Origin of the sequence: Hephaestia caeni, from assembly GCF_003550065.1 — a bacterium.
In the GTDB taxonomy this organism is placed as follows: Bacteria; Pseudomonadota; Alphaproteobacteria; order Sphingomonadales; family Sphingomonadaceae; genus Sphingomonas; species Sphingomonas caeni_A.
On the sequence record NZ_QXDC01000002.1, the window covers coordinates 1,237,402 to 1,262,498 of the forward strand.

Annotated in this window: 22 protein-coding genes, 1 tRNA gene and 1 other RNA gene; 18 read left to right on the forward strand and 6 right to left on the reverse strand. The window is 67.4% G+C overall.

What is annotated here, in order from left to right; genetic code table 11:
• Window positions 1-49: 49 nt before the first annotated feature.
• Entirely contained in the window at window positions 50-2,014 is a 1,965-nt protein-coding gene (gene tkt / locus DFR49_RS05815; protein WP_119034722.1) for a transketolase, read from the reverse strand.
• A gap of 158 nt (window positions 2,015-2,172) precedes the next feature.
• Between tkt and DFR49_RS05820 the strand changes: the two genes are divergently transcribed.
• The 5 genes from DFR49_RS05820 to DFR49_RS05835 all read left to right on the forward strand — a co-directional run bounded on the left by DFR49_RS05820 (window position 2,173) and on the right by DFR49_RS05835 (window position 3,722).
• Window positions 2,173-2,355, forward strand: a complete 183-nt coding sequence (locus DFR49_RS05820) for a hypothetical protein (RefSeq protein WP_119034723.1) — start codon at window positions 2,173-2,175, stop codon at window positions 2,353-2,355.
• Window positions 2,355-2,663, forward strand: coding sequence for a cell division protein ZapA (locus DFR49_RS05825; RefSeq protein WP_119034724.1), 309 nt, complete (start codon window positions 2,355-2,357; stop codon window positions 2,661-2,663). Before DFR49_RS05820 ends, DFR49_RS05825 begins: the two co-directional genes overlap by 1 nt.
• 12 nt (window positions 2,664-2,675) lie before the next feature.
• A non-coding RNA gene (gene ssrS / locus DFR49_RS22525) (6S RNA) lies at window positions 2,676-2,831 on the forward strand.
• A 133-nt stretch (window positions 2,832-2,964) separates the two neighbouring features.
• Window positions 2,965-3,516: a 5-formyltetrahydrofolate cyclo-ligase gene (locus DFR49_RS05830; RefSeq protein WP_119034725.1), complete on the forward strand. Its 552-nt coding sequence runs from the start codon at window positions 2,965-2,967 to the stop codon at window positions 3,514-3,516.
• Entirely contained in the window at window positions 3,513-3,722 is a 210-nt protein-coding gene (locus DFR49_RS05835) for a DUF2842 domain-containing protein (RefSeq protein ID WP_119034726.1), read from the forward strand. Before DFR49_RS05830 ends, DFR49_RS05835 begins: the two co-directional genes overlap by 4 nt.
• Here the strand turns inward: DFR49_RS05835 and DFR49_RS05840 are convergent.
• The 3 genes from DFR49_RS05840 to DFR49_RS05850 form a co-directional block, all read right to left on the reverse strand.
• Window positions 3,711-3,787, reverse strand: a tRNA-Asp gene (locus DFR49_RS05840). The two genes, DFR49_RS05835 and DFR49_RS05840, sit on opposite strands and share 12 nt — an antisense overlap.
• Window positions 3,788-3,840: 53 nt before the next feature.
• On the reverse strand, window positions 3,841-4,962 hold the full coding sequence (locus DFR49_RS05845) for an AI-2E family transporter (RefSeq protein ID WP_425454915.1): 1,122 nt from the start codon (window positions 4,960-4,962) through the stop codon (window positions 3,841-3,843).
• A 231-nt stretch (window positions 4,963-5,193) separates the two neighbouring features.
• On the reverse strand, window positions 5,194-6,951 hold the full coding sequence (locus tag DFR49_RS05850; RefSeq protein WP_119034727.1) for a class I adenylate-forming enzyme family protein: 1,758 nt from the start codon (window positions 6,949-6,951) through the stop codon (window positions 5,194-5,196).
• 170 nt (window positions 6,952-7,121) lie between these two features.
• On the opposite strand from DFR49_RS05850, the gene DFR49_RS05855 reads away from it, so the two are divergent.
• The 5 genes from DFR49_RS05855 to DFR49_RS05875 all read left to right on the forward strand — a co-directional run bounded on the left by DFR49_RS05855 (window position 7,122) and on the right by DFR49_RS05875 (window position 14,081).
• A complete protein-coding gene (locus DFR49_RS05855; protein WP_119035287.1) occupies window positions 7,122-9,149 on the forward strand; it encodes a 3-hydroxyacyl-CoA dehydrogenase NAD-binding domain-containing protein in 2,028 nt (675 codons plus the stop codon).
• A gap of 127 nt (window positions 9,150-9,276) precedes the next feature.
• Complete coding sequence (locus DFR49_RS05860; RefSeq protein WP_119035288.1) at window positions 9,277-10,581, forward strand: amidase family protein; 1,305 nt, start codon at window positions 9,277-9,279, stop codon at window positions 10,579-10,581.
• Between the two features lie 35 nt (window positions 10,582-10,616).
• Window positions 10,617-11,804 (forward strand): acyl-CoA dehydrogenase family protein, encoded by a 1,188-nt coding sequence (locus DFR49_RS05865; protein ID WP_119034728.1) that lies wholly within the window; start codon window positions 10,617-10,619, stop codon window positions 11,802-11,804.
• A 98-nt stretch (window positions 11,805-11,902) separates the two neighbouring features.
• The gene (locus DFR49_RS05870; RefSeq protein WP_119034729.1) at window positions 11,903-13,030 is read left to right on the forward strand and encodes an acyl-CoA dehydrogenase family protein; all 1,128 of its coding nucleotides are present in this window, start codon (window positions 11,903-11,905) and stop codon (window positions 13,028-13,030) included.
• A gap of 163 nt (window positions 13,031-13,193) precedes the next feature.
• Window positions 13,194-14,081: an acyl-CoA thioesterase gene (locus DFR49_RS05875; RefSeq protein WP_119034730.1), complete on the forward strand. Its 888-nt coding sequence runs from the start codon at window positions 13,194-13,196 to the stop codon at window positions 14,079-14,081.
• Between the two features lie 35 nt (window positions 14,082-14,116).
• Here DFR49_RS05875 and DFR49_RS05880 read toward each other — a convergent pair whose 3' ends face one another.
• Window positions 14,117-15,235: a glycoside hydrolase family 130 protein gene (locus DFR49_RS05880; protein ID WP_119034731.1), complete on the reverse strand. Its 1,119-nt coding sequence runs from the start codon at window positions 15,233-15,235 to the stop codon at window positions 14,117-14,119.
• A gap of 15 nt (window positions 15,236-15,250) precedes the next feature.
• Window positions 15,251-16,126, reverse strand: a complete 876-nt coding sequence (locus DFR49_RS05885; RefSeq protein ID WP_119034732.1) for an alpha/beta fold hydrolase — start codon at window positions 16,124-16,126, stop codon at window positions 15,251-15,253.
• Between the two features lie 37 nt (window positions 16,127-16,163).
• On the opposite strand from DFR49_RS05885, the gene DFR49_RS05890 reads away from it, so the two are divergent.
• The 8 genes from DFR49_RS05890 (at window position 16,164) to DFR49_RS05925 (ending at window position 25,060) form a co-directional block, all read left to right on the forward strand.
• Window positions 16,164-17,546, forward strand: a complete 1,383-nt coding sequence (locus DFR49_RS05890; RefSeq protein WP_119035289.1) for a protein adenylyltransferase SelO — start codon at window positions 16,164-16,166, stop codon at window positions 17,544-17,546.
• A gap of 66 nt (window positions 17,547-17,612) precedes the next feature.
• Complete coding sequence (astD, locus tag DFR49_RS05895; protein WP_119035290.1) at window positions 17,613-19,022, forward strand: succinylglutamate-semialdehyde dehydrogenase; 1,410 nt, start codon at window positions 17,613-17,615, stop codon at window positions 19,020-19,022.
• Window positions 19,023-19,198: 176 nt separating this feature from the next.
• Window positions 19,199-20,323 (forward strand): 8-amino-7-oxononanoate synthase, encoded by a 1,125-nt coding sequence (locus DFR49_RS05900; RefSeq protein WP_119034733.1) that lies wholly within the window; start codon window positions 19,199-19,201, stop codon window positions 20,321-20,323.
• Window positions 20,320-20,946, forward strand: coding sequence for a dethiobiotin synthase (gene bioD / locus DFR49_RS05905; protein ID WP_119034734.1), 627 nt, complete (start codon window positions 20,320-20,322; stop codon window positions 20,944-20,946). The genes DFR49_RS05900 and bioD overlap by 4 nt, the downstream gene beginning before the upstream one ends.
• On the forward strand, window positions 20,943-22,202 hold the full coding sequence (locus DFR49_RS05910) for an adenosylmethionine--8-amino-7-oxononanoate transaminase (RefSeq protein ID WP_119034735.1): 1,260 nt from the start codon (window positions 20,943-20,945) through the stop codon (window positions 22,200-22,202). The genes bioD and DFR49_RS05910 overlap by 4 nt, the downstream gene beginning before the upstream one ends.
• A gap of 193 nt (window positions 22,203-22,395) precedes the next feature.
• Window positions 22,396-23,625, forward strand: coding sequence for an MFS transporter (locus DFR49_RS05915; RefSeq protein ID WP_211325803.1), 1,230 nt, complete (start codon window positions 22,396-22,398; stop codon window positions 23,623-23,625).
• Window positions 23,622-24,317 carry a glutathione S-transferase N-terminal domain-containing protein gene (locus DFR49_RS05920; RefSeq protein ID WP_119034736.1) on the forward strand — a complete coding sequence of 232 codons (696 nt, stop codon included), beginning with the start codon at window positions 23,622-23,624 and terminating at the stop codon, window positions 24,315-24,317. Before DFR49_RS05915 ends, DFR49_RS05920 begins: the two co-directional genes overlap by 4 nt.
• Before the next feature lie 215 nt (window positions 24,318-24,532).
• Entirely contained in the window at window positions 24,533-25,060 is a 528-nt protein-coding gene (locus DFR49_RS05925) for an EF-hand domain-containing protein (RefSeq protein WP_119034737.1), read from the forward strand.
• The last annotated feature ends 37 nt before the right edge of the window (window positions 25,061-25,097 follow it).

Sequence of the window (25,097 nt, forward strand, 5' to 3'; positions counted from 1 at the left end):
GAGGCGAAAATGAGATCGGGCCTTTTTGGGGGTCCGTCTGCTAGGTAGGTCAGCCCTTCACGCGCGCAATGACCTTGGGGGTGATCTTCTCGGCGGTAAGCCCGAAATAATCATAGAGGGCGCTTGCCGGCGCCGACGCGCCGAAGCGATCGATGCCAAAGCGCATCCCCTCCAGCCCGGTATAGCGTTCCCAGCCGAAGGTCGTCCCCGCCTCGATCGAGACGCGCAAGACGCCGCCCGGCAGAATGTCCGCGCGATAATCATCCGGCTGCGCGTCGAAGCGCGAGGTGCAGGGCATCGACACGACATCGGCGCCGATCCCCTCGGCCTCGAGCCGTTCGGCGACGCCGCACGCAATCTCGACTTCGGAGCCGGTGGCGATCAGCACCACCTGTCGCGGCGCCGCGGCGGCACGCAGGCGATAGGCACCCCGCGCGCTCAGCATCCCGCCGCCATCGCGCAATTGCGGCAGGTTCTGGCGCGTGAGTGCAAGCAACGACGGGCCGTCGGCGCGGTTGAGCGCGAGTTGCCAGCATTCGGCGGTCTCGATGATATCGCACGGACGGTAGACGTCGAGGCCGGGCATCGCGCGCAGGCTTTGCAGGTGCTCGATCGGCTGATGCGTCGGCCCGTCCTCGCCGAGCCCGATCGAATCGTGCGTCATCACATAGACGATGCGCGCGCGCTGCAGCGCCGACAGCCGGATCGCGGGGCGCGCATAATCCGAAAAGACCATGAAGGTGCCGCCGAACGGGATCACCCCGCCGTGCAGCGCCATGCCGTTCATCGCCGCCGACATGCCGAATTCGCGGATGCCGTAATAAATGTAGCGACCCGCATAATCCTCCGCCGTCAGTGGCGTGGTGGCAGGCGTCTTGGTGTTGTTCGAGCCGGTGAGATCGGCCGAGCCGCCGATCATCTCGGGGATCGCCGCGGTCAGCGCGTCGAGCGCGAGTTCGGACGCCTTGCGCGTGGCGACCTTCTGCGGATCGGCGAGCCAACCGGCGATCGCGGTTGCCGTCACGTCATTATCGGGAAGACGCCCCGCAACACGGCGCCCGAATTCGTCGTGATCGCCGTGCGTTGCAAGGCGATCCGTCCATTCGGCACGAAGCGCACCACCGCGCGCGCCGGCCGCACGCCAGGCGGCGAGGATCGACGCGGGCACCTCGAACGGCGGCGCCGTCCAGCCGAGCGTCTCGCGCGCCGCGGCGATCTCGTCCTTGCCGAGCGGCGATCCGTGGGTCTTTGCCGTGCCCTGCTTGTTGGGCGCACCCTTGCCGATGATCGTGCGGCACTGGACGAGCGACGGGCGCTCGTCGGCGATCGCTTCGTCGAACGCGCGCGCGATATCCGCCGGATCGTGGCCGTCGCAGGTGACCGTGTGCCAGCCCGCCGCCCGATAGCGTGCGGGAATGTCCTCGCTGGTCGACAGCGAGGTGGCGCCGTCGATCGTGATCTTGTTATCGTCCCACAGCACGTTCAGCCGGCCGAGCTTGAGGTGCCCGGCGAGCCCGATCGCCTCGTGGTTGATGCCTTCCATCAGGCAGCCGTCGCCCGCGATCACCCAGGTGCGATGATCGACAAGGCCATCATCGAACACCGCGTTCAGGTGACGCTCGGCCAGCGCCATGCCCACCGCCATCGCCAGCCCCTGCCCCAGCGGACCGGTGGTGCATTCGATGCCCGGCAGCTCGAAATTCTCGGGATGCCCCGCGCACGGGCTGCCGAGTTGGCGGAAATTCCTGATGTCGTCGATCGTCGGGCGTTGATAGCCGGTGAGATAGAGCAGCGAATAGATCAGCATCGATCCGTGCCCGGCCGACAGCACGAAGCGATCGCGATCGGGCCAGGCCGGATCGGCGGGATCGAACTTGAGATAATCGGTGAACAGCACGGTGGCGACGTCGGCCATGCCCATCGGCATTCCCGGATGGCCCGAATTGGCGGCCTCCACGGCGTCCATCGACAGCGCGCGGATCGCGTTGGCGAGATCGGTCGGGGAAACGGCCATCGGGCATCCTTCGGAGCTTGGCCGGCGCGCCCGGGATCGTCGCGCGGCGACCGGTGAGTCGACGAATGAGCGGGTCTTTGCGGTGACACGATGCTGTCGTCAACCGGGCCGCCGGGAATCCTTCTTGCGGTGGGGCAAAGCCGTGCTATCCCGATGGCATGGCCGATCAACCCGCCGCCATCGATCGCATCGATCGCGCAATCGCACGGATCGAGCGCGCCGTGACGACGCGCACCCGCCAAAACGACACGCTTGCCAAGCGGCACGCCGCACTGCGCGCGCGGATCGCGGAGGCCGTCCAGGCGCTCGACGATGTGATCGCACGCGAGGATCGGGGCTGATGGCCGAAGTCACGCTCACCATCGGCGATCGTGCGCATGTCGTCGCCTGCCGCGACGGCGAGGAGGCACAGCTCCGCCATCTCGGCACGCTGCTCGACGAGCGCTGGGAGGTGGCATCGCGCGCCTCGGGCAATATGGGCAACGAACGCACGATGCTGTTCGTCGCGCTGATGCTCGCCGACGCGCTCGACGAGGCCCGGCGCCAGCCGCCGGGCGATTCGCCCGCCGACGGCGCCTCGCTCGATCGGGTTGCCGAAAAGCTCGAGGCGCTCGCCGCCACTCTTGAGGATGCGGGGCCGAACGCCTAAATTGACCGACGGTGGGAACTGCCCGGTACGAGCTGTTCGATTATCCCTGAGGCTATTCATCATCCATGGGAGCTGTCCCTGCCCGGGCCCTGGCCCGACGTACATGGCGCCCACCTGACGTTTTGGGCGTCAGTGGATTCTCAAGCAAACGGTCATGGCGGTCCCACCACCTTGCTGCGGCGCCCCGCTCATTCCCCTCCCCGTCAGACGCATCCGACCCACCGCAAGCGCCAGCGTTTGCGGCACGTTGGACCCCGGAACAAGTCCGGGGTGACGAAAATGAGGAAGCCGGGGGCCAGCCTTGACTGACAAGCAAACACTCCGGGCACGGTTGCGCGCCGCGCGCGACACATTCGTCGTCGAGCGCCCGCATGCGATCGCGCCGCCTGCGCCTTATCTCGCGCTGCTGCGGCCGGGGCTTGTGGTCGCCTCGTACATACCGATCGGCGGCGAGGCCGATCCGACGGCGCTCGCCACCGCCGCGCTCGATTCGGGCTGCACCCTCGCGCTGCCGCATGTCGTCAGCCGCGCGCAGCCGCTGCGGTTCCTCGAATGGCATCCCGATCATCCGCTCGACGACGGGCCGTTCGGGCTGCGCCAGCCGCACCACGACCGTCGCGAGGTCGCGCCCGACATCATCCTGACCCCGCTCGTCGGGTTCGACGCGGGCCTCAACCGGCTCGGCCAGGGCGCGGGCCATTACGACCGCGCGTTCGCCGCCCACCCGGCCGCGCGGCGCATCGGCGTGGCATGGTCCGTCCAGCAGATCGCGGCGCTCGCGCCCGACCCCTGGGATGTGCCATTGCACGCCGTCATCACCGAAAACGGCTGGATCGAAGGGAAGACTGCATGACACCAAGCTGGCGTAAACCCGCAGGGATGCTGGCGATCATCGTGTTGATCGTGGTGTGGGCGGGGCTTGTCGTCAGCCTGTCGGGCGTAGTCGGCCGCTGGCACTGGCTGGCGCAGCTCGCGTTCTACGTCGTCGCGGGGATCGTGTGGATCACGCCGCTGAAGCCGCTTCTCCGGTGGATGGAAACCGGGAAGTGGCGCGAGTGACGGGACTCGAACCCGCGACCTCCGGCGTGACAGGCCGGCGCTCTAACCAACTGAGCTACACCCGCATGATGTGCGTGAGGCGCGCCAACTAGGGGAGCCACCCCACCCTGTCAACTGGTCACGCTTGCTCCTCGGGCACGGGTTCGTCGATTCGCCGCCGATGCGTCGTCAGCGTGCCGTGTTCGAACAGGAAACCCGCGATGTCGGGCTTGCCGGCGGCGCCGATCACGGTCTGCATGATGATCAGCAGCGGCACCGCGAGCAGCGCGCCGGGCGTGCCCCAGATCCAGCCCCAGAAGCTGAGCGAGACGAGAATCATCAGCGGGTTGATCGTCAGCCGGTGCCCCACGATCAGCGGCGTCACCACGTTCGCCTCGACGAGATGGCAGCCGATCATGATCGCGGGCGGCACCATCGCCATCCAGATATCGGTGAAGGTCATCAGCCCGCCCAGCGCCATCAGCAGCGCGGCGACGATCGGGCCGAAATAGGGGATGTAGTTGAGCAGCGCGATCACCCCGCCCCACATCAGCGGATAGGGCATTCCCACCATCCACAGCCAGAAGGCCACGAACAGCCCCAGGCACGCGTTGATGAAGGTGATCGTGCCGAGATAGGCCGACACGTCGTCGACCACCGCCTGGATGACGCGCGCGGTGGCCATCGCCCCGCCGAAACTCGATCGGTTGGTGATCGTGCGTTCGCGCGTCTTGGTCCAGCCGGCGAGGAAGAAATAGACCACGAGGATGCCGAAGAAGAGCTGGACGATCACCACCGGCGCTGATGTCGCCGCCAGTTCGAGCAGCGAATTGGGCGGCGCCACGGTCGCCTGTTCGGCGCGGCCGACGGGGCCGGAGGCGAGCTTCTCGATCGTCGAATCGACGTAATGCTGGAGGTTCGCGTAGAAATCGAGCAGCGGCGCGACATTGCTCTGGATGCGGTCGATCCGTTCGGGCAGCAGCCGGAAGAATTCGGTCGCGGGCACGACGATCGCCGCAAGCGCGATATTGGCCGCGATCAGGAACAGCAGCACGCACACCAGCGCCGCGATCGGCGAGGGAATGCGGTGCCGCTCCTGCCATTCGAGCACCGGCACCAACGCGACCGCGATGACGAGCGCGGCGGTGACGGGAAGGAAGAATTCGGCGCCCGATTTGAGCGCGAACGGCGTCGCCAGCGCAACCCCCGCGCCGACGAGCAACGTCAGCGCGGCGAGCAGCCGATCGCGGCGCAGCGACACGCGATTCCGGTCCGCGGTGCCTTCGCGCGGCAGTGGAAGCCCGAACGCGCCTTCGCGATCGGATGCAGGGCGATCAGGTGCGGAGTCGGGGCGGCCCCCCTCCCCGGTTCGCGTCGTATCGTCACCAGTCCCCAAACGCTTGTCCACACGCTGCCCTTCCCGGACTTTCGAGGCTCAAAGGCCACCCTAGCCGGATTTGGAGTGCGTGTAATATAGCGAAATGGGGTCAGGCTATGCCGCCGCCTCCTCCGCGAACAGCCCCTTGAGGTCGCGCTTGAGGATCTTGCCGTTGGCGTTGCGCGGCAGCGTTTCGGCGACGAAGCGGATCGCGACCGGCACCTTGAACGCCGCCAGATGGCGGCCGACCCACGCCTGCAATTCGTGCTCGCTCGCGGTGCTGCCTGGCGCGAGATGGACGACCGCCACGGGTTCCTCGCCCAGCGTGCGGTGGGGGATGCCGATCAGCGCGCAATCGGTGACCGCGGGGTGCACGTAGAGGACGTTCTCGACCTCGCTCGAATAGATGTTCTCGCCGCCGCGGATGACGATATCCTTGGCGCGATCGACGATGAAGCAGAACCCCTCCTCGTCGATCCGCGCGATGTCGCCGGTGCGCACCCAGCCGTCGACGAAGGTCGCCACGGTGGCCGCTGCATTGTTCCAATAGCCGTTCACGATCATCGGGCCTTTCGCCCACAATTCGCCGATCTCGCCGGAGGGCAGTTCGCGCGTGCCGTCTTCGTCCATGATCTTGAGATCGGCGGTGGCGACGGGAGGCCCGCAGCTTTCAGGGCGATTGAGATAATCCTCGCCCGAATGGGTGGTGACGGTCGCCATCGTCTCGGTCATCCCCCAGCCGCTGCCGGGCAGCGCGCCGAATTCGGCATGGATGCGCCGCACCAGTTCGGGGGCGGCGGGCGCGCCGCCATAAGCGATCGATTCGAGGCTCGACAGATCGAAGCGGCCACGCTCGGGATGTTCGAGCAATTGCCACGCGATCGTCGGCACGCCGCCGGTCATCGTCACTTTCTCGCGCTCGATGATCGCCATCGCCTCCACCGGCTCCCACTTGCGCATGAACACCAAGGTGCTGCCGGTGGCGATCGCGCCCATCATCACCGCGCTGGAGGCAGTGACGTGGAACAGCGGGATGACGAGCAGCATCGAGCGCGGAGTCGGCTCGGGCGGGGTCTCGCCGCGCCGGAGGCAGGTGCGCGCCGCCGCGAAGCCCCCCGACAGAATGTTGGTCGCCATGTTGCGGTGCGTGCCGAGCGCGCCCTTGGGCGCCCCCGTGGTGCCGCTGGTATAGAAAATCCCCGCCGCATCGTCGGGCGCGATCTCGGCGGCGGGCAAGGGCCGGTCGGGGAGCGTCGCATAATCGCGAGGGTTGCCGATCACCTCCTCGAGCGCGTGTGCCCCCTCAAGCGGTGCCGCCGCGCGCGTGACGAGCACATGGCGCAGGCCGGGCAGATCGGCGTAATGAGCGGCGAGGCATTGGTGCCGTCGTTCGTCGGCGATCAGCACTCCGGCCCCCGAATCAGCAAGCCCATAGGCAAGTTCGGCGCCCGTCCACCAGGCGTTGAGCGGCACCACGATCGCGCCGAGCGTCACCACCGCGAAGAACGCCACCGGCCATTCGGGCAGGTTGCGCATCGCCAGCGCGACGCGATCGCCCTTGCCCACTCCCAGCGCGGCGAGATGCGCCGCCAGCGCCGCGATCGCGCGGAAATTGGCGTCATAGCTGACGCGTTCGTCTTCATAGACGGTGAAGGGCAGGCCGCCATAGGCCCGCGCCGCCTCGATCAGCGCGCGCAGATGGGGCGGCGAGTTCTTCCACACCCGCGTCGGCACGCCGCGGATCGTCACCGTCTCCATCTCGAATTTCTGGCCCGGCGCGGTCAGCAGCGCCTCGGCCTCGGCGATCGACATCGCCGGCCAGGCCGGATCGAGCGCGACGATAGGCTGGCTGTCCACGGGGCACCTCTCCATCATATTCCGAATGTCGGGTTTGGATATTTCTCCGACGCTTATGACGTTAGTGTTGATTCATGCGCCGCTCAAGGCAATAGGAGAATCAGCATTTGAACACAGGGTATGCCACACCGCGAGACGGACGCGGGCGCCAGCGCCCCGCCGCCACCACAGGAGACACCGCGATCATGACGAGCCCCATCACCCTTCACCGCCACGGCGACGTGCTTGTCATCGTGTCGGACAACCCACCGGTGAACGCGCTCGGCGCGGCGGTGCGGCAGGGACTCGAATCGGCGATCAAGGAGGGCGTCGCCGATGCGAGCATCGCCGCGATGGTGATCCGCTGCGAGGGTCGCACCTTCTTCGCCGGCGCCGACATCACCGAATTCGGCAAGCCGATGGCGGAGCCCGCGCTGCCGGCGCTGGTCGACATGATCGAGGCCGCCGACAAGCCCGTGATCGCCGCGATCCACGGCACCGCGCTCGGTGGCGGGTGCGAGGTGGCGCTGAGCTGCCATTACCGGATCGCCGTGCCCTCGGCGAAGCTCGGCTTTCCGGAGGTCAAGTTGGGGCTGCTCCCTGGCGCGGGCGGCACCCAGCGTGCGCCGCGCCTCGCCGGGGTGCCGCTGGCGCTTGAGATGACCGCCAAAGGCGATCCGATCCCGGCGAAGAGGGCGCTCGATGCCGGGCTGATCGATCGGCTCGCCGGCGAGGACAGCCTCGAGGCCGATGCGCTTCGCTTCGCGAAGGAGATGATCGGCAAACCGCTACCCCGCGCGAGCCAAAAGACCGCCACGCCCGATCCCGAGGCCGTCGCGGCGTTCACCAAGGCCAACGCACGCCGTTTCCGCAGCTTCGATGCGCCGGCCGCCAACATCGCCTGCGTCGTCAAGGCGACCGAGGTACCGTTCGAAGAGGGTATCCAGTTCGAGCGCCAGGAATTCATGAAGCTGATGATGGGCGTGCAATCCGCCGCGCAGCGCCACATCTTCTTCGCCGAGCGCAAGGCCGCGAAGATCGACGGTATCGCGGACGACATCGCGCTGCGCTCCATCAAGCGCGTCGGCGTGATCGGCGCGGGCACGATGGGCGGCGGCATTTCGATGAACTTCCTGTCGGCGGGCATCCCGGTGACGATCGTCGAAATGCAACAGGAAGCGCTCGACCGCGGCACCGCGACGATCCGCAAGAATTACGAAGCGACCGCCGCCAAGGGCCGGATGACCGCCGATCAGGTCGCAGCGGCGATGGGGGCGCTCACCCCGACGCTCAAGCTCGACGATCTCGCCGATTGCGACCTCATCATCGAGGCCGTGTACGAGGAAATGGGCGTCAAGAAAGACATTTTCGGCAAACTCGACGGCATCGCCAAGCCGGGCGCGATCCTCGCCTCGAACACCTCCTATCTCGACATCAACGAGATCGCCGCGGTCACCAAGCGGCCCGGCGATGTGCTGGGGATGCACTTCTTCTCACCCGCCAACGTCATGAAGCTGCTTGAGGTCGTGCGCGGCGACAAGACGGCGGATGACGTCCTCACCACCGTGATGGCGCTCGCCAAGAAGATCCGGAAGGTCGCCGTGGTCGCGGGCGTATGCCACGGCTTCATCGGCAACCGGATGCTGATGCCGCGTCAGGTCGAGGCGATGAAGCTGCTGATGGAAGGCGCGACGCCGGAGCAGATCGACAAGGTTCATGTCGATTTCGGAATGCCGATGGGGCCGTTCCAGATGAGCGATCTCGCCGGCGTCGATATCGGCTGGCACCGCGACCCCACGCGCATCGAGAGCATCCGCGACGCCCTCGCCGCCGAGAAGCGTTGGGGCCAGAAGACCAAGGCGGGCTTTTACGATTACGACGACAAGAGAAACCCCTCTCCCAGCCCCCGCGTCGCCGAGATCATCGAGGATTTCCGCAAGAAGACCGGCGCCAAACAGCATGAAGTGACGACCGAGGAAATCGTCGAGCGCACGCTGTATCCGATGGTCAACGAAGGCGCGCTGATCCTCGCCGAGGGCAAGGCGCAGCGCGCATCGGATATCGATGTCGTGTGGATCTACGGCTACGGCTGGCCGGTCTATCGCGGTGGGCCGATGTTCTGGGCCGATACCCAAGGCTTGAAGAAGATTGTCGCCGGGCTGGAGAAGCACGGTTTCGACGTGGCGCCGCTGCTCCGCGAGAAAGCCGACAGGGGCGAGCGGTTCACGTCGTGAAAGTGCTTCGCTCTTCACCGTCATGCCGGACTTGTTCCGGTATCCAAGGCACCGCGAACGCACCAGCGGCGGTTTATGCGGAGCATTGGACCCCGGAACACGTCCGGGGTGATGGAGGGGCGTGGTGATGCGTACGGCCCTCGCCACCGCCGCCGCGATTCGAGCGGGTGAAACCACTGCGCTCGCCGAAACCGACGCGGCGATCGCACGGATCGAGACGGGCGACACGGAGATCAACGCCGTCGTCGTCCGCGATTTCGATCGCGCCCGTGCCGCCGCCAGGGCGCTTGATGAAGCGAGGCCGGACGACCGCCCGTTCTTCGGCGTGCCGATGACCGTCAAGGAGAGCTTCGACATCGCCGGGCTGCCGACGAGCTGGGGCTTCGCCGAACACGCCGATCATGTCGCGACCGCCGATGCCGTCGCCGTCCAACGGCTCAAGGCGGCGGGCGCGGTGATCCTGGGCAAGACCAATATCCCCGTCGGGCTGGCCGATCTGCAATCGAACAACCCCAATTACGGGCGCACCCGCAACCCGCACGATCCGAACCGCGTCAGTGGCGGTTCGTCGGGCGGTGCGGCGGCGGCGGTGGCGGCAGGCTACGTGCCGATCGAACTGGGCTCGGATATCGGCGGCTCGATCCGCGTACCGGCGGCGTTCTGCGGCGTGTGGGGGCATAAATCGAGCTTCACCGCGATTGCTCCCGACGGCCATTATTTCCCGCGCACCGACAATGCGCGCATCGCGATGTCGGTGATCGGCCCGCTGGCGGCCGATCGCGATGATCTCGCGGCCGAACTCGACGTCCTCGCCGATATTCCGCTGCCCAAGCCGGCGCCGCGCAAGCATGGCGACTGGCGCATTCTACTGCTGCCCGAACATCCGGTTGCCAAAGCGCAAGCCTCGATCAAACAGGCGATCCACGGCGTCGGCGATGCGTTCGAGAATGCAGGCGCGCGCGTCGATCGGGGCAGCGATTTACTCCCCGACCTCGCCCAGCAATACGGGCATTATATGCACATGCTCAACGTCGCGATGACGCGCGGCGCGCAGCAGGAGGGCCGGCCGCTGCCGACGCTCGCGGACTGGTTCGGGCTGCTCGACGCGCAGGCCCGCAATGCGCGCGCGTGGCAGCGGCTGTTCGCCGATTACGACGCGGTGATCGCCCCCGCCTGGGGCACCACCGCTTTCCCGCATGACGACACGCCGATCACCGAACGCCGGCTCGATGTGGATGGCGAGGACACCCAGTTCGGGCTCCAACTCGCCTGGCCCGGCCTCGCGACCTTCCCGATGCTGCCCGCCACCAGCGTGCCGATCGGCACGGATGCCGACGGGCTGCCGATCGGCGTGCAGGTGATCGCCGATACCAACCGCGATTTCACCGCGATTGCCGTGGCCAGGGCCGCGCATGACCTGGTGATGCGATGAACGCCGCTTTCGTCATCTCAGCGACGGAGTAGAAAATGCCCGATACCGATCTCGACCAGTTCCGCACCGACACCCGCACATGGCTGGAGGCGAATTGCCCGCCCGAGATGCGCAAGCCGGTGCGCTCCGAAAGTGATGTGTGCTGGGGCGGGCGCGACCAATCCAAGCTCACGCCTGCGCAAAAACAGTGGATGGACGCGATGGGCGCGCGCGGCTGGACCGTCCCCGACTGGCCCAAGGCCTATGGCGGCGGCGGGCTGTCCCCGGCCGAAACCAAGATATTGCGCGAGGAGATGCGCCGGATCACCGCGCGCAATCCCCTGAACAGCTTCGGCATTTCGATGCTCGGCCCGGCACTGCTCAAATACGGCAGTGAGGAACAGAAGCTCGATTATCTGCCCAAGATCGCGCGCGGCGAAATCCGCTGGTGCCAGGGCTATTCCGAACCCAATGCCGGATCGGACCTCGCCGGGCTCGCGACCTCGGCCGAGGATGCGGGCGACCATTATGTCGTCAACGGGCAGAAGGTGTGGACCAGCTATGCCGACAAGGCCGACTGGATTTTCTGCCTCGTGCGCACCTCGAAGCAATCGAAGCAGGGCGGGATCAGCTTCGTCCTGTTCGACATGGCGAGCGAAGGCGTCTCGACCAGGCCGATCCTCCTGATCTCGGGCAATTCGCCGTTCTGCGAGACCTTTTTCGACAATGTGGAGGTGCCCAAGAGCCAGCGCGTGCATGACGAGAACAAGGGTTGGGATGTCGCCAAATATCTGCTTGGCCACGAACGCGAGATGATCTCGGGCATGGGGCTCGGCGGGGCGGCGGGCAATCCGCTGATCGACGGGGCGATCGCGACGATCGGGCTCGACGATACCGGCCGGCTCGCCGACCCGCTGCTGCGCGCCGCGATCGCTGAATTCGAGGTCCGCGCCAGGGCGTTCGCGATGACGTCCGAACGCTTCATCGACGAACTGAAAGCCGGCAAGGCGCATCCCGCGCAGCCCAGCATGATGAAATATTACGGCACCGAACTGAACAAGCGCCGCTACGAATTGATGATGGCGGCGGGTGGATCCGACGCGCTCGAATGGGAAAGCCAGGCCTCATCGGGCGGCGCGACGGCACGCCAATGGCTGCGCACCAAGGCCAATTCGATCGAGGGCGGGACGAGCGAAATCCAGCTCAACATCATCGCCAAACGGATATTGGAATTGCCGAGCTGACCCACGTCACCCCAGCGAAGGCTGGGGTTTATCACTGGTTGACGTGCCACCCGCGAGAGACATGGACCCCAGCCTGCGCTGGGGTGACGGAGTAGAAAATGCCCCTCTATCTCAACGACGAACAGACGATGCTCCGCGATACCGCGAAGGATTTCGTCGCCGAACACGCCCCCGTCGGCCATTTGCGATCCCTGCGTGACGCAAACGACGCCACCGGCTTCTCACGCGACCTGTGGAAGCAATTCGCCGAAATGGGCTTCACCGGCATCCTGATCGGCGAGGAATCCGGCGGGCTCGGGCTGGGCCATGTCGAGGCCGGGGTGGTGCTCGAGGAGATCGGGCGCAACCTGTCGCCCTCCCCTTTCCTCGCCACCGCCGTCGCCGCCGTCGAGGCTTTGAAGGGCACGCCCCACGCCGAGCGCTGGTTCCCCGGCATCATCGCGGGCGATGCGGTCGCCGCGCTCGCGATCGACGAGGGCGCCAAGCACCGCGCGCGGATCGGCATGGCCGCCGAACGCTCGGGCAACGGCTTCAAGCTGAGCGGCCGCAAGCAATTCGCCACCCACGCGCATGTCGCGGACGTGATCATCGTCGCCGCGCGCACCGCCGGCAGCGCCGACGATGAAAATGGGATCACCTTGTTCGCGGTCGACCGCAACGCCGCCGGGCTCACCAACACGCCCGAGCGGCTCGCCGATGCCACCCTTGCGTCGCGGCTGGTATTCGACGGCGTCGAGGTCGATGCCGATGCGGTGATCGGTGAGGTCGATGCGGGCGCGGGGCCGCTCAGGCGACTGCTCGCGGCCGGGCGCACCGGGGCGGCGGCCGAGTTGCTCGGCGTCGGCGGCGGCGCAATGGACCTGACGATCGGCTATCTGAAGGAGCGCAAGCAATTCGGCGCCCCGATCGGCAGCTTTCAGGCGCTCCAGCACCGCGCCGCGCATCTCTATTCGGAAATGGAGATCGCGCGATCGGCGGTGCTCAAGGCGCAGCAATTGCTCGACGCGAACGATGCCGGCGCCGACGCCGCGGTCTCGGTCGCCAAGGCGATGACGGGGATGGCGACCACGCTCAGCGTTCAGGAAAGCGTGCAGATGCACGGCGGCATCGGCATGACCGACGAATATGACGTCGGTTTCTACATGAAGCGCGCGCGCGTGCTGGCGGAGATGTTCGGCGACGCGAACTTTCATGCCGATCAATTGGCGAAAATCTCCGGCTATTGAGGCAACACTTTCCCCGGCGCAGGCCGGGGCCCAGTTGGCACTCTCCAGTTGGCGCGCGCTGGGCTCAGTCGCTAAGGCTTTCCCAACTGGGCCCCGGCCTGCGCCGGGGAAGCAAGAACCGGAGAGACAAGAGAGATACGGTAACGAATGGATACGGTAACGAATGGATAACGCCGACCCCGCCCCCTCGCCCGCTGTTCTCACCCATGCCCTCGTCGATCTGCTCACGATCGAGGAACTCGATACCGATCTCTATCGCGGGCGCCGTTTGCCCGGTGGCGTCGGGCGTGTGTTCGGCGGGCAGGTGATCGCGCAAGGACTCCAGGCCGCGCAACGCTCGACCGAGGCGCCCAAGACCGCGCATTCGCTCCACGCCTATTTCATGCGGCCGGGAAACGAGGATTACCCGATCATCTTTCGCGTCGTGCGCGATTTCGAAGGGCGCAGCTTCGCCACTCGCCGCGTGATCGCGTTGCAGCAGGGCAAGCCGATCCTCAACATGGCGGCGAGCTTCCAAATTCCCGAGGATGGTGTGCACCATCAGGACGCGATGCCCGACGTACCGGGGCCGGACGATCTCAGGTCCGAGTCCGAACTGCGCCGCGAGATGATCGACGAGATCCCCGAGAAATTCCGCCGCCACATGCTGCGCGCGCGGCCGATCGAGATTCGGCCCGTCCACCCGCGCTCATGGTTCACCCCCGAAAAGCGGCCGCCCGCACAATATAGCTGGTTCCGCCTCGTCGCCCGAATCGATGACGACATGACGATGCACCGTGCGATCCTCGCTTACGCGTCGGATATGTCGCTGCTCGGCACCGCGATGCTCCCGCACGGTATCAACTGGACGACACCCAGCCTCCAGACCGCGAGCCTCGACCACGCCTTGTGGTTCCACGAACCCTTTCGCGCCGACGAATGGCTACTCTACGCGTGCGACAGCCCGTGGGCGGGGCACGCGCGGGGGTTCAACCGCGGCAGGATCTACACCCAGGACGGCCGGCTCGTCGCCAGCGCGGCACAGGAAGGGTTGATCCGGCTCCGCGATTGAGAACGCCGTCCCGTTTCTGCGCCTCGCCTGAGCCATCACAGCCCGAAGCGCGCCTTCGGTATATGCGTGATCCGGCACGCGAGATCGGCCTCGCCGCTGGCGACGACATAATGATCTCCCGCGTCCACGATCCCCGTCGTGAACACGATGTCGCGCAGATAGAGCAGGTCCTCGATCGGCCGCGTCAGCGCCGGGTCCGCCTCGATCAGCGGCATCTCCTCGCTATGCACCACACGCCACGGTTCGCGCGCGTCGAGCAGCGACCAATAGGTGCGATAGGTGCCCACCCCGGCATTGGGCTCGACGCCATGCCATAACGTCAGCCAGCCCCGATCGGTGAGGATCGGCGGGGCACCGCCGCCCATCCGCGCGGTCGCCAGCGTCGCCGCGCGCGGGCGCAGGAAGGGCCGGTCGCACGGCTTCCAGTGCAGCGCATCGGGTGAGGTCGCGAGGTTGATCGACGGCCCCGCGCGCCATTCGCTGCCCGGCGGATAGGCAAAGAACAGATCGCCGAGCGGGCGCGTCTCGGCCCAATAGCGCCCGTCGATCAGCCCTTCGAAGATCAGCATGTCCTTGTTCTGATGATCGAGGACGATCCCCTCCAGGGTCCAGTCGAGCGCATCGGGCGAAGAATAGAGCACGGTCGCGTGTCGCTCGGGGCTGACCGAACAGGTCGTCATCAGGAAGCGATCGCCGACGCGGCTGATCCGCGCATCTTCGACGCCGTAGCATTGGCACGACGCCGCGGGTGCGATCGCGTGATCGTAATGCATCGCCACCACGCGGCTGCCGTCGGATGACAGTTCGACCGGCAGCAGCCATGACAGCGAGGTCAGCGCCATCACCGGCCAGCCGCCGCCATGCACCGTGAACTTGCGCGGATCGGCGGTATCGACCTGCTCGAGCGGCCAGGCGTCGAGCGTATAGCCGCCGTCGAACCAGCGGATCGCGTGGATATGCCCGTCGCGGATCGGCTCGCGGAGCGCCTCGGCGATCCGCACCATCAGCAGCAGGTTGCCGCTGGCGAGCCGCGTCATCCCCGGGTTGAATGCCCCCAGCACATAAGTGTCGGCGTCGATCCGGCCCGCGAGCGGCGATCGCGCGAGATCGACGTCGGCGGGCGTCAGGACGAGGTGATCGAAAAAGAAGCTCACCTTATCCGAGACGCGTCAGGCGGTGGCGGGTTCCGCCGCCACCCGGGCGAGCAGCCGGTCGATCGCGGCGGTCACCGCCGGCTCGTCGAGCGTCGGCGCATGGCCGACATCGGGCACGGTCACAAGCTCCGCCCCTGGCAGCGCCGCGCGCATCCGATCCGCGGTCGCCGCGCCGAGCACGTCGGAGTGGCCCCCGCGCACGAGCAGCACCGGCGCGTCGCCAAGCGCGTTCAGCGCGGGCCACATGTCCGGCCCCGCCTCGTTGCCCGGTACGCGAAACGGCTCGGCGATCTTGAGATCGTAATCGAGCACGACCCGGCCCGCATTGTTGAGCCGATAGAGCCGCTTCGCCATCGCCAGCCAGTCGGCCGTCTCATAACCGGGATAGACATCGCCATTGGCGTCGGCGACCGCACGCGCGGCGTGCATCCAGGTCGGCCACGAACTCGCCTTGCCGACATAGGTGCGGATTCGCGCCAGCCCCGCCGCCTCGATCTCCGGCCCGACATCGTTGAGCAGCGCACCAACGATCTTCTGCGGCGCCATGCCGGCGAGCAGCATCGTCACGATGCCGCCCAGCGACGTACCGAACGCCACGAAGCGATCGCAACCGATATCCTCCAGCAGCGCCTCGATATCCTGGACGTAGGTGAGCGGGGTATAGGTCATCGCGTCCTTGGCGTAGGCGCTCTCGCCGCGCCCGCGCAGATCGACCGCGATCACGCGCCATTCGCCCGCGAGCCGATCCGCCAGCCCCTCGAAATCGCGCGCGTTGCGTGTCAGGCCGGGCAGGCACACGATCGGGGGGCGACCTTCGCGCCCTGGATAGTCCCGATAATGCAGCCTCAGGCCGTCGCGCGACCACCAATAGCGGTTTTCGTATGCGGCCATGCTTGCGTCCTTCGTCTCCGATTACCCATATCGCGATATGGCCGCTTCCCCGCAACCCGCGCGTTATCGCCCCGCCACCGCTATCCTCGATCTCGGCGACAGCTTCTACGATCCGGTCGAGGCGGCGCGCTTTCCCGACACGCGGCTGCGCTTCCGCAACGATCGCGCGGCGGCGAGCGTGGGGCTGGATGCGCTGGGCGACGCCGAATGGATCCGCCATTTCGGGCGGTTCGAGCCCCTGTCCGACAATCTGTCCGCGCCGCTCGCGCTGCGTTATCACGGCCACCAGTTCCGCAATTACAACGCCGATATCGGCGACGGCCGCGGCTTCCTGTTCGCGCAGCTTCGCGATGATCGCGGGCGGCTGATGGATCTCGGCACCAAGGGATCGGGACAGACCCCATACAGCCGCTTCGGCGATGGGCGGCTGACGTTGAAGGGGGGCTTGCGCGAAGTGCTGGCGACCGAAATGCTCGAGGCACTGGGGGTCGAGACATCGCGCAGCTTCTCGCTGATCGAGACCGGTGAGGCGCTGACGCGCGGCGACGAGCCTTCCCCCACCCGGTCGTCGGTGCTGGTGCGGCTCAGCCACGGCCATATCCGCATCGGCAGCTTCCAGCGGCTCGCCTTCCTGCGCGACGACGAGGGGCTGCGCGCGCTGACCCTCTATGTGCTGCGCCATTATTACGGCGAGGACGCGGGCGACGATGCCCCGGTGCGGCTGCTCGATCACGTCGTCCGCCGCACTGCGCGGCTCGCGGCCAGTTATATGGCGGCGGGGTTCGTCCACGGCGTGCTCAATTCGGACAATATCAACGTCACCGGCGAGAGTTTCGATTACGGCCCCTGGCGCTTCAACCCGACGTGGAACCCCGGCTTCACCGCGGCCTATTTCGACCATGCCGGGCTCTACGCCTTCGGCCGCCAGCCCGAGGCGATCCACTGGGATGCCGCGCAGCTCGCCGTATCGCTGCGCGCCCTGAGCGAGGCCGAACCGCTGATCGCGGTGCTCGACGGCTTCGGCGATCATTATCAGCGCGCGGTGACCGAGGCATTGCTGTGGCGGCTTGGCGTGCGCCCCCGCGGCGACGTGGAGGATGCAGCGCTGATCACCGCGATGGAAAAGGCGCTCCACGCCGCCGACACCCCGATCGATCGCTTCTTCTTCGATGCCTTCGGCGGCGCACTGCCCGACGCGGCGCCTTATACCGGCGCGGCGTTCGCCGACCTGCGCGGCCGTCTGTCGGGCTATACGCCGCGCGCGGCGCGCGACCATGCTTATTGGCGAGGGACGCCCTGTTCGATGCTGATCGACGAGGTCGAGGCGATCTGGGCCGCGATCGACACGCGCGACGACTGGCGCCCGTTCAACGCGAAGATCGTCGCGATCCGGGAAATGGGCGCCGCGCTGGCCGGCTGAGCGGTGTGGCAAAGCCGCGCGAAATCGGGCAAGAGCAAGCGCAGGGGGAAGGAACCAAGCAACCTTATGGCCGACATCATTTCCACCGAGCCCGCGACCGGTGCGGAACTCTGGCGCCACCCGGTCAGCGACGTCGATGCCGAGGTCGCGCGTGCCCGCGAAAGCTGGGCCGAATGGGCCGCGCGCCCGCTCGCCAACCGGGTCGAGACGCTGCGCCGGTTCGCCAATGTGGTTCGCTCGAAGCACGAGGCCTTCGCCGATACGATCGCCCGCGAAACCGGCAAGCCCCTGTGGGAATCGCGCACCGAGGTCGATACCGTGATCGCCAAGGTCGATATCTCGGCCAAGGCCTATGCCGATCGCACCTCGCAGCGCCGGCTGGACGCGCAGATGGGATCGCGGATGGCGCTGCGCCACAAGCCGCACGGCGTGCTCGCGGTGCTCGGCCCATACAATTTCCCCGCGCATCTGCCCAACGGCCACATCGTGCCCGCGCTGATCGCGGGCAACGCCGTGGTCTTCAAGCCCTCCGAAAAGACCCCGGCCTCGGGCGATTTCCTCGTCAAATGCTATCACGAGGCGGGCGTGCCCGAAGGCTGCGCGCGGCTGGTGGTCGGCGGCCCGGCGGAAGGCAAGGCGCTGGCCGCGCACGACGGGATCGACGGGCTGCTTTTCACCGGATCGGCACGCACCGGCATCGCGCTCAACCGCCAGTTCGCCGATCGGCCGGAGAAGATCCTCGCGCTGGAGATGGGCGGCAACAACCCGATCATCGTCTGGGAGACGCCCGATCTCCATTCCGCGGCGACGCTGATCGTCCAGTCGGCGTTCACGACCGCGGGGCAGCGCTGCACCGCCGCACGCCGCCTGATCGTCGACGAAAAGCTCTACGAACCGCTGATCGAGACGCTCAACAAGCTCGTCGGGCGGCTCATCGTCGGCGAGCCCCACGCCGATCCCGCACCGTTCATGGGGTGCGTGATCGACAATGAAGCCGCCGACCAGCTTACCGAAAGCTTCCTCGCGCTGATGATGCGCGGCGGCCATCCGATCCGCCACCTCGAACGCCCGATCGACGACCGGCCCTTCCTCAGCCCGGCGCTGATCGACACCACCGACATGGCCGAGCGGCCCGATATCGAGCTGTTCGGCCCGATCCTCCAGGTCATCCGCGCGCACGATTTCGACGCCGCGATCGCGGAGGCGAACAACACGCGCTACGGCCTGTCGGCCTCGCTGATCAGCCAGAATCCCGCGCTCTACAACCGCTTCTGGGCGAATGCGCGCGCCGGCATCGTCAATTGGAACAAGCCCACCAACGGCGCCTCGTCGGCGGCGCCCTTCGGCGGTATCGGCTGGTCGGGCAACCACCGCCCCAGCGCCTATTATGCCGCCGATTATTGCGCCTATCCGGTCGTCTCAAGCGAGGCCGATCAGGCCCGCGCCCTGATCGGGATCGGGCTACGCGACGGGTGAGTCTCCTCATCACCCCGGACTTGTTCCGGGGTCCAACGTGCCTCATGTGCCGACGCTCGTGGAGAGTTGGATGCCGGAACAAGTCTGGCATGACGGGTGGTCTGCAAGCATAGCCTTCCCACACATAACGAATCGCAGCCTCGCCAATCACACCCCCTTGGTCTAGCAGCGCCGCAATGTCGCTCCTCGCCCCCTACCACGCCGATCTCGATCGGCTCGCCGCCGCTAACCGGCGCCGCGCCCTGCAGCCACGCACGGGAGCAGATTTCTCGTCCAATGATTATCTCGGGCTCGCCGACAGCGCGGCGCTTGCCGATGCGGCGCGCGCGGCGCTGGCGCGCGGCGTGCCGGTGGGGTCGGGCGGGTCACGCCTGCTGCGCGGCAACCATGCTGAGCACGAAGCGCTCGAAGCCGAGGCGGCGCAACGGTTCGGCGCCGAGGCCGCCTTGTTCTTCGCCACCGGCTATGCCGCCAATGTCGCGCTGCTCTCGGCACTGCCGCAAACCGGCGACCGCATTTTCCACGACGCGCTGATCCACGCCAGCGCGCATGACGGAATGCGGCTCGCGCGCTGCGATGCGCAGCCCGTGCCGCACAACGATGCTGATGCCGTTGCCGATGCGATCGCCGCGTGGCGGCACGCGGGCGGCACCGGGCGCCCGTGGATCGTCGTCGAAAGCCTCTACAGCATGGACGGCGACCGCGCACCGATCGCCGCGCTCGCCGAAATCGCAGATGCGAACGGCGGCTTCCTCGTCATCGACGAGGCGCACGCGACCGGGGTGTTCGGCGCGCACGGCCGCGGGCTCGCCGAAGGGTTCGAGGGGCGCGAGAACGTCATCACACTCCACACTTTCGGCAAGGCGCTGGGCACCGAGGGCGCGTTGCTGTGCCTGCCGCGCGTGCTCGCCGATTTCCTGATCAACCGCGGGCGCGGGTTCATCTTCTCGACCGCGCCCTCGCCGCTGATCGCCGCCGTCGGGCGCGCGGCGCTGCGGCTTGCCTGCGACAATCCCGCGCCGCGCGCGCGGCTGGCGGCGCTGATCGGCTACGCGCAGGATCGGCTCGCACGCCACGGCGCGGTGGCGTCGGGATCGCAGATAATGCCGCTGATTCTCGGCGACGACGCGACGACGATGCGCGCCGCCGGGGCGCTACAAGCGAGCGGACTCGATGTGCGCGGCATCCGCCCGCCGACCGTACCCGCCAGCACCGCGCGGCTCAGGATCAGCATCACGCTCAACGTCGACGACGCCGCGATCGATCGGCTCGACGCCGCACTAGCAGAGGCGCTGGCATGACCCGTCGGTTCGTCGTCACCGGCACCGATACCGACATCGGCAAGAGCGTGTTCGCCGCCGGGCTCGTCCGCCTGCTGGGCGGCGTTTACTGGAAACCTGTGCAGGCAGGCGTCGACGGCGGCACCGATTCGACGCGCGTCGCTGCGCTCGCGGCGCTGCCGCCGGAGCGGGTTCTCCCCGAAGGCTATCGGCTGAACACCCCTTGCTCGCCGCATGCCGCCGCCGCGATCGACGGCGTGACGATCGACCCCGATCGGCTCGATCCGCCCGCGACCGACCGCCCGCTCATCATCGAAGGCGCGGGCGGCGCCCTGGTGCCGCTGACGCCGACGCTGCTATACGCGGATCTGTTCGCGCGCTGGCACGAACCGATGATCGTCGTCGCCACCACCGCGCTCGGCACGATCAACCACAGCCTGCTGACGATCGAGGCGCTGCGCCACCGCGGCGTGCCCATCCACGGCATCGCCTTCATCGGCGACGACGTGCCCGAAAGCGAACGCATCATCTGCGCGATCGGCAAGGTGAAGCATCTCGGCCGCCTCCCCCGGCTCGATCCGCTGACCTCCGACACGCTCGCCGTCGCCTTCGCGGCCGCCTTCCACACAGAGGATTTCGCATGACCTCGCCCGTCTGGCACCCCTTCACTCAGCACGGGCTCGGCGAACCGATCCCCACCGTCATCCGCACCGAGGGCGTCGCGCTGCACACCGCCGACGGCGCGCGCATCGTCGATGCGATCTCATCGTGGTGGGTGACGACGCACGGCCACCGCCAACCCGCGATCATGGCCGCGATCGCCGAGGCGACCCAAAGCCTCGACCAGATCATCTTCGCGGGCTGGACGCACGAACCCGCCGAGACGGTGGCGGCCGCGCTCGTCGACATGATGCCCGCGCCGCTCGCGCACGTCTTTTATTCGGACAGCGGCTCGACCAGCGTCGAGGTCGCGATCAAGATGGCCCTCGGCTTCTGGCTCAATACGAACCGCCCACGCAGCCGGATCGCGGTACTCGAGGGCAGCTATCACGGCGACACGGTTGGCGGGATGTCGCTCGGCGAGCGCGGGGTGTTCAACCGCGCCTATGCGCCGTTGCTGTTCGAGGTCGAGACGCTGCCCTTCCCCGAAGCGGGCGCCGAACAGGCGACGCTCGACGCGCTCGAATCGCTGGCCCGTGCCGCCGATCCGCTGGCCGCGCTGATCGTCGAGCCGTTGCTGCTCGGCGCGGGCGGGATGCGGATCTACACGCCCGAGGTGCTGGCCGAGATGCGCGCAATCTGCACCCGCCACGATGTGCTGCTGATCGCCGACGAGGTGATGACCGGCTGGGGCCGCACCGGCAGCCTGCTCGCGTGCGATCAGGCCGGCGTCGTGCCCGACATATTGTGCCTGTCGAAAGGGTTGACCGGCGGCGCCGTGCCGCTGGCCGTGACGATGGCGACGCCCGCGATCTTCGAGGCGCACCTCTCCGACGATCGCGCGCGGATGTTCTTCCATTCGTCGAGCTACACCGCCAATCCGATCGCCTGCGCGGCGGCACGCGCCAATCTGGCGATCTGGCGCGACGAACCCGTGCTCGACGGAATCGCCGATCTGTCGCGGCGCCAGCGCGCGCGCCATGCGCCGCTCGCAGACCAGCCGATGTTCCGCAATGTCCGCCAGCTCGGCACCGTCACCGCGCTCGAACTCGCCGATCCGCATAGCGACTATCTCTCCGCGCTGGGCCCTGCACTGATGCGCTTCTTCATCGATCGCGGCGTGCTGCTGCGGCCGCTCGGCAACACGATCTACGTCATGCCGCCTTATTGCATCGACGATGCCGATCTCGATCTCGTCTACGGCCTGATCGCCGAGGCGGGCGCGCGCTTCGGCCACTGAGGGCATATTTACCCTCCGTCATGCCGGACTTGTTCCGGCATCCAAACTTCAGCACGCGATGACATGCAGTTGGAAAGTTGGACCCCGGAACGAGTCCGGGGTGACGGAAAGACGATGCACTGCCGTGAATCGCGTCGTTGCCGTTTTCGGGCACAGGCCTTAAGCGCGTTGGCCGCTCTTTCCCGGAGTTCCGATGCGCTTTCCCAATCGCGCCATACCGATCGTGCTGGCCGCCGTCGTCGTCGACGTGATCGGCTTCGGGATCATCATGCCCGTGCTGCCCGAGCTGATCACGCATCTGGGCCATGTCGATCTGGAGGAGGCGACGCGGGTCGCCGGCTGGCTGCTCGCGGTGTTCGCGATCGCGCAGTTCGTCGCGGGCCCGATCGTCGGCAACCTCGGCGACCGGTTCGGCCGGCGCCCGATCCTGATCATCTCGATGGTCGCCTTTGCGATCGATTATGCGATCACCGCCGCCGCGCCGACGCTCGCCTGGCTGTTCGTCGGGCGCATCATCGCGGGCGCCACCGGCGCGATCTACGGCCCGGCCGGCGCGGTGATCGCCGACGTCAGCCCGCCCGAAAAGCGCGCGGCGGCCTTCGGGCTGCTCGGTGCGGCGTTTGGGATCGGCTTCATCATCGGCCCGGCGCTGGGCGGCCTCGTCGCGACGCTGGGGCCGCGCGCGCCCTTCATCGCCGCCGCGATCCTCGCCGGGCTGAACGCGATGGCGATGCTGTTCCTGCTCCCCGAGACGCTCGACGCCGCCCACCGCCGCCCGTTCCGCCTGCGCGACGCGCACGTCATCGGCGCCTTCCGGCCGCTGTTCGAGGCGGGGCGCGCGGGGCCGCTGCTGCTTGCCTGGTTCCTGTGGCAAGTGGGCGGCATGGTCTATCCCGCCACCTGGGCATTTTGGGCCGCGATCCGCTTCGGCTGGGATGCGACCGCGATCGGGCTCAGCCTTGCCTGGGTCGGCCTGCTCACCGCGATCGTGCAATTGGTACTGACCGGCAATGTGGTGGCGCGGCTCGGCGAGCGCCGCGCCGCGATCCTGGGCCTTGCGTGCGCGGCTTCGTGCCTGATCGCTTATGCCTTCGCGACCGAGGGCTGGCAGGTGTACGCGTTCTTCCTCGTCGGCGCGTTCGGCGCGTTCGCCTATCCCGCGCTCAGCGGCATCCTGTCGCGGATGGTCGATGCCAGCCGGCAGGGTGCGCTCCAGGGCGGGATCGGCAGCATGAACAGCGTCGCGGCGATCGCGGGGCCGTTGCTGGCCGCGCAGTCGCTCGCCTGGGGCACACGCAACGGCTTCGACGGCGCCGCGTTCATCGTCGCGGGCGGGTTAATGGCCGCCGCGATGCTTATCATCTGGCTATTGGTTCCCCATGTTCCGGCTGTACCCTCAACCGAACCGGAGCCCGCCGCATGATCGATCTGCACTATTGGCCCACGCCCAACGGGCACAAGATCACGCTGTTCCTGGAGGAAACCGGGCTCGATTACCGGATTGTGCCGGTCAACATCGGCGCCGGCGATCAGTTCAAACCCGATTTCCTCGCCATCGCGCCCAACAACCGGATGCCCGCGATCGTCGATCACGATCCTGCCGATGGCGGCGCCCCTGTCAGCGTGTTCGAATCGGGCGCGATCCTCGTCTATCTCGCCAACAAGACCGGCCGCTTCTTTGGAGAGACCCCGCGCGAGAAGATCGATACGATGCAGTGGCTGATGTGGCAGATGGGCGGGCTTGGCCCGATGGCGGGGCAGAACCATCATTTCAACCGCTACGCGTCCGAGCCGATCCCCTATGCGATCGATCGTTACGTCAAGGAAACCAACCGCCTCTACGGCGTGCTCGATCGGCGGTTGCGGGGCCGTGACTTCATCACCGGCACCTATTCGATCGCCGACATGGCCTGCTACCCGTGGATCGTGCCGCACGAAGCACAGCAGCAGGATTTGGACGATTTCCCCGATCTCAAGCGCTGGTTCGACGCGATCCGCGCGCGCCCCGCGACGATCGAGGCGTATCGCAAGGGCGAGGAAATCCGCCCCAGCGACGCACCGATGACCGACGAACAGAAGAAGATCCTGTTCGGCCAGACCGCGGCGAGCATCTGATCCACTGACGTGGATGCGGCCCCGGCCCGATCCCCCCCACCACCCAAAGCATTATGCTGAATGGGTAGTGGGGAGAGGGAATGAGCCGGGGCCGCAATTCCTCCATTGCGACAATTTGCGACACTTTTGCCGCCGCCTGACAAAGCGCTGCGACAGATGGCATGCAAACCCTCGATCAAGACGGCTGATCCGCCGCCATTTCGAGGGACAAGCACATGAGCAAGTTCGTTGTCGCCGGTCTGCTGGCCGGCACCCTGTTCGGCGGCGCCGCGCTCGCCGCCCAGGCGACCCCCGCGCCCGACGCGCAACCCCGCGCCCCGCGCGCGATGCCGAAGATCGATACCGACGGCAGCGGCACGATCAGCCGCGCCGAGATGCTCGCCGCCGCCGAGGCGCGGTTCGCGCGCCGCGACGCCAATGGCGACGGCCAGCTTTCGGGCGACGAAATGCGCGCGCCGCACAAGCATCGGAGCCATCGCGGTCAGCGCGGGCATCGTGGCGGCCACCGCGGCCACGGCGACATGCTCAAGCATCTCGACACCAACGGTGACGGCGTGGTGACGCGCGCCGAAGCCGAGGCGGCCGGCGCCACGCGCGCCGCGAAGCATTTCGACCGGATCGACGCCAACAAGGACGGCCGCGTCGACCAGGCCGAGGTCGCCCAGGTCCGCGCGCAGATGAAGGCGCGCTGGCAGCAGCGCAAGGCCGAGCGTCAGACGGCTCCCAAGCCTGCCGGCGAGTAACCCACTCGCCGGTCGCCGGGCGGGTATTCCTCCACGC

What these genes read in the sequence shown, in the direction of transcription:
- tkt (WP_119034722.1), bottom strand. Translation starts at nt 2,014, where the DNA reads ATGGCCGTTTCCCCGACCGATCTCGCCAACGCGATCCGCGCGCTGTCG.
- DFR49_RS05820 (WP_119034723.1), top strand. Translation starts at nt 2,173, where the DNA reads ATGGCCGATCAACCCGCCGCCATCGATCGCATCGATCGCGCAATCGCA.
- DFR49_RS05825 (WP_119034724.1), top strand. Translation starts at nt 2,355, where the DNA reads ATGGCCGAAGTCACGCTCACCATCGGCGATCGTGCGCATGTCGTCGCC.
- DFR49_RS05835 (WP_119034726.1), top strand. Translation starts at nt 3,513, where the DNA reads ATGACACCAAGCTGGCGTAAACCCGCAGGGATGCTGGCGATCATCGTG.
- DFR49_RS05850 (WP_119034727.1), bottom strand. Translation starts at nt 6,951, where the DNA reads ATGGAGAGGTGCCCCGTGGACAGCCAGCCTATCGTCGCGCTCGATCCG.
- DFR49_RS05855 (WP_119035287.1), top strand. Translation starts at nt 7,122, where the DNA reads ATGACGAGCCCCATCACCCTTCACCGCCACGGCGACGTGCTTGTCATC.
- DFR49_RS05860 (WP_119035288.1), top strand. Translation starts at nt 9,277, where the DNA reads ATGCGTACGGCCCTCGCCACCGCCGCCGCGATTCGAGCGGGTGAAACC.
- DFR49_RS05865 (WP_119034728.1), top strand. Translation starts at nt 10,617, where the DNA reads ATGCCCGATACCGATCTCGACCAGTTCCGCACCGACACCCGCACATGG.
- DFR49_RS05870 (WP_119034729.1), top strand. Translation starts at nt 11,903, where the DNA reads ATGCCCCTCTATCTCAACGACGAACAGACGATGCTCCGCGATACCGCG.
- DFR49_RS05875 (WP_119034730.1), top strand. Translation starts at nt 13,194, where the DNA reads ATGGATAACGCCGACCCCGCCCCCTCGCCCGCTGTTCTCACCCATGCC.
- DFR49_RS05885 (WP_119034732.1), bottom strand. Translation starts at nt 16,126, where the DNA reads ATGGCCGCATACGAAAACCGCTATTGGTGGTCGCGCGACGGCCTGAGG.
- DFR49_RS05890 (WP_119035289.1), top strand. Translation starts at nt 16,164, where the DNA reads ATGGCCGCTTCCCCGCAACCCGCGCGTTATCGCCCCGCCACCGCTATC.
- astD (WP_119035290.1), top strand. Translation starts at nt 17,613, where the DNA reads ATGGCCGACATCATTTCCACCGAGCCCGCGACCGGTGCGGAACTCTGG.
- DFR49_RS05900 (WP_119034733.1), top strand. Translation starts at nt 19,199, where the DNA reads ATGTCGCTCCTCGCCCCCTACCACGCCGATCTCGATCGGCTCGCCGCC.
- bioD (WP_119034734.1), top strand. Translation starts at nt 20,320, where the DNA reads ATGACCCGTCGGTTCGTCGTCACCGGCACCGATACCGACATCGGCAAG.
- DFR49_RS05910 (WP_119034735.1), top strand. Translation starts at nt 20,943, where the DNA reads ATGACCTCGCCCGTCTGGCACCCCTTCACTCAGCACGGGCTCGGCGAA.
- DFR49_RS05915 (WP_211325803.1), top strand. Translation starts at nt 22,396, where the DNA reads ATGCGCTTTCCCAATCGCGCCATACCGATCGTGCTGGCCGCCGTCGTC.
- DFR49_RS05920 (WP_119034736.1), top strand. Translation starts at nt 23,622, where the DNA reads ATGATCGATCTGCACTATTGGCCCACGCCCAACGGGCACAAGATCACG.
- DFR49_RS05925 (WP_119034737.1), top strand. Translation starts at nt 24,533, where the DNA reads ATGAGCAAGTTCGTTGTCGCCGGTCTGCTGGCCGGCACCCTGTTCGGC.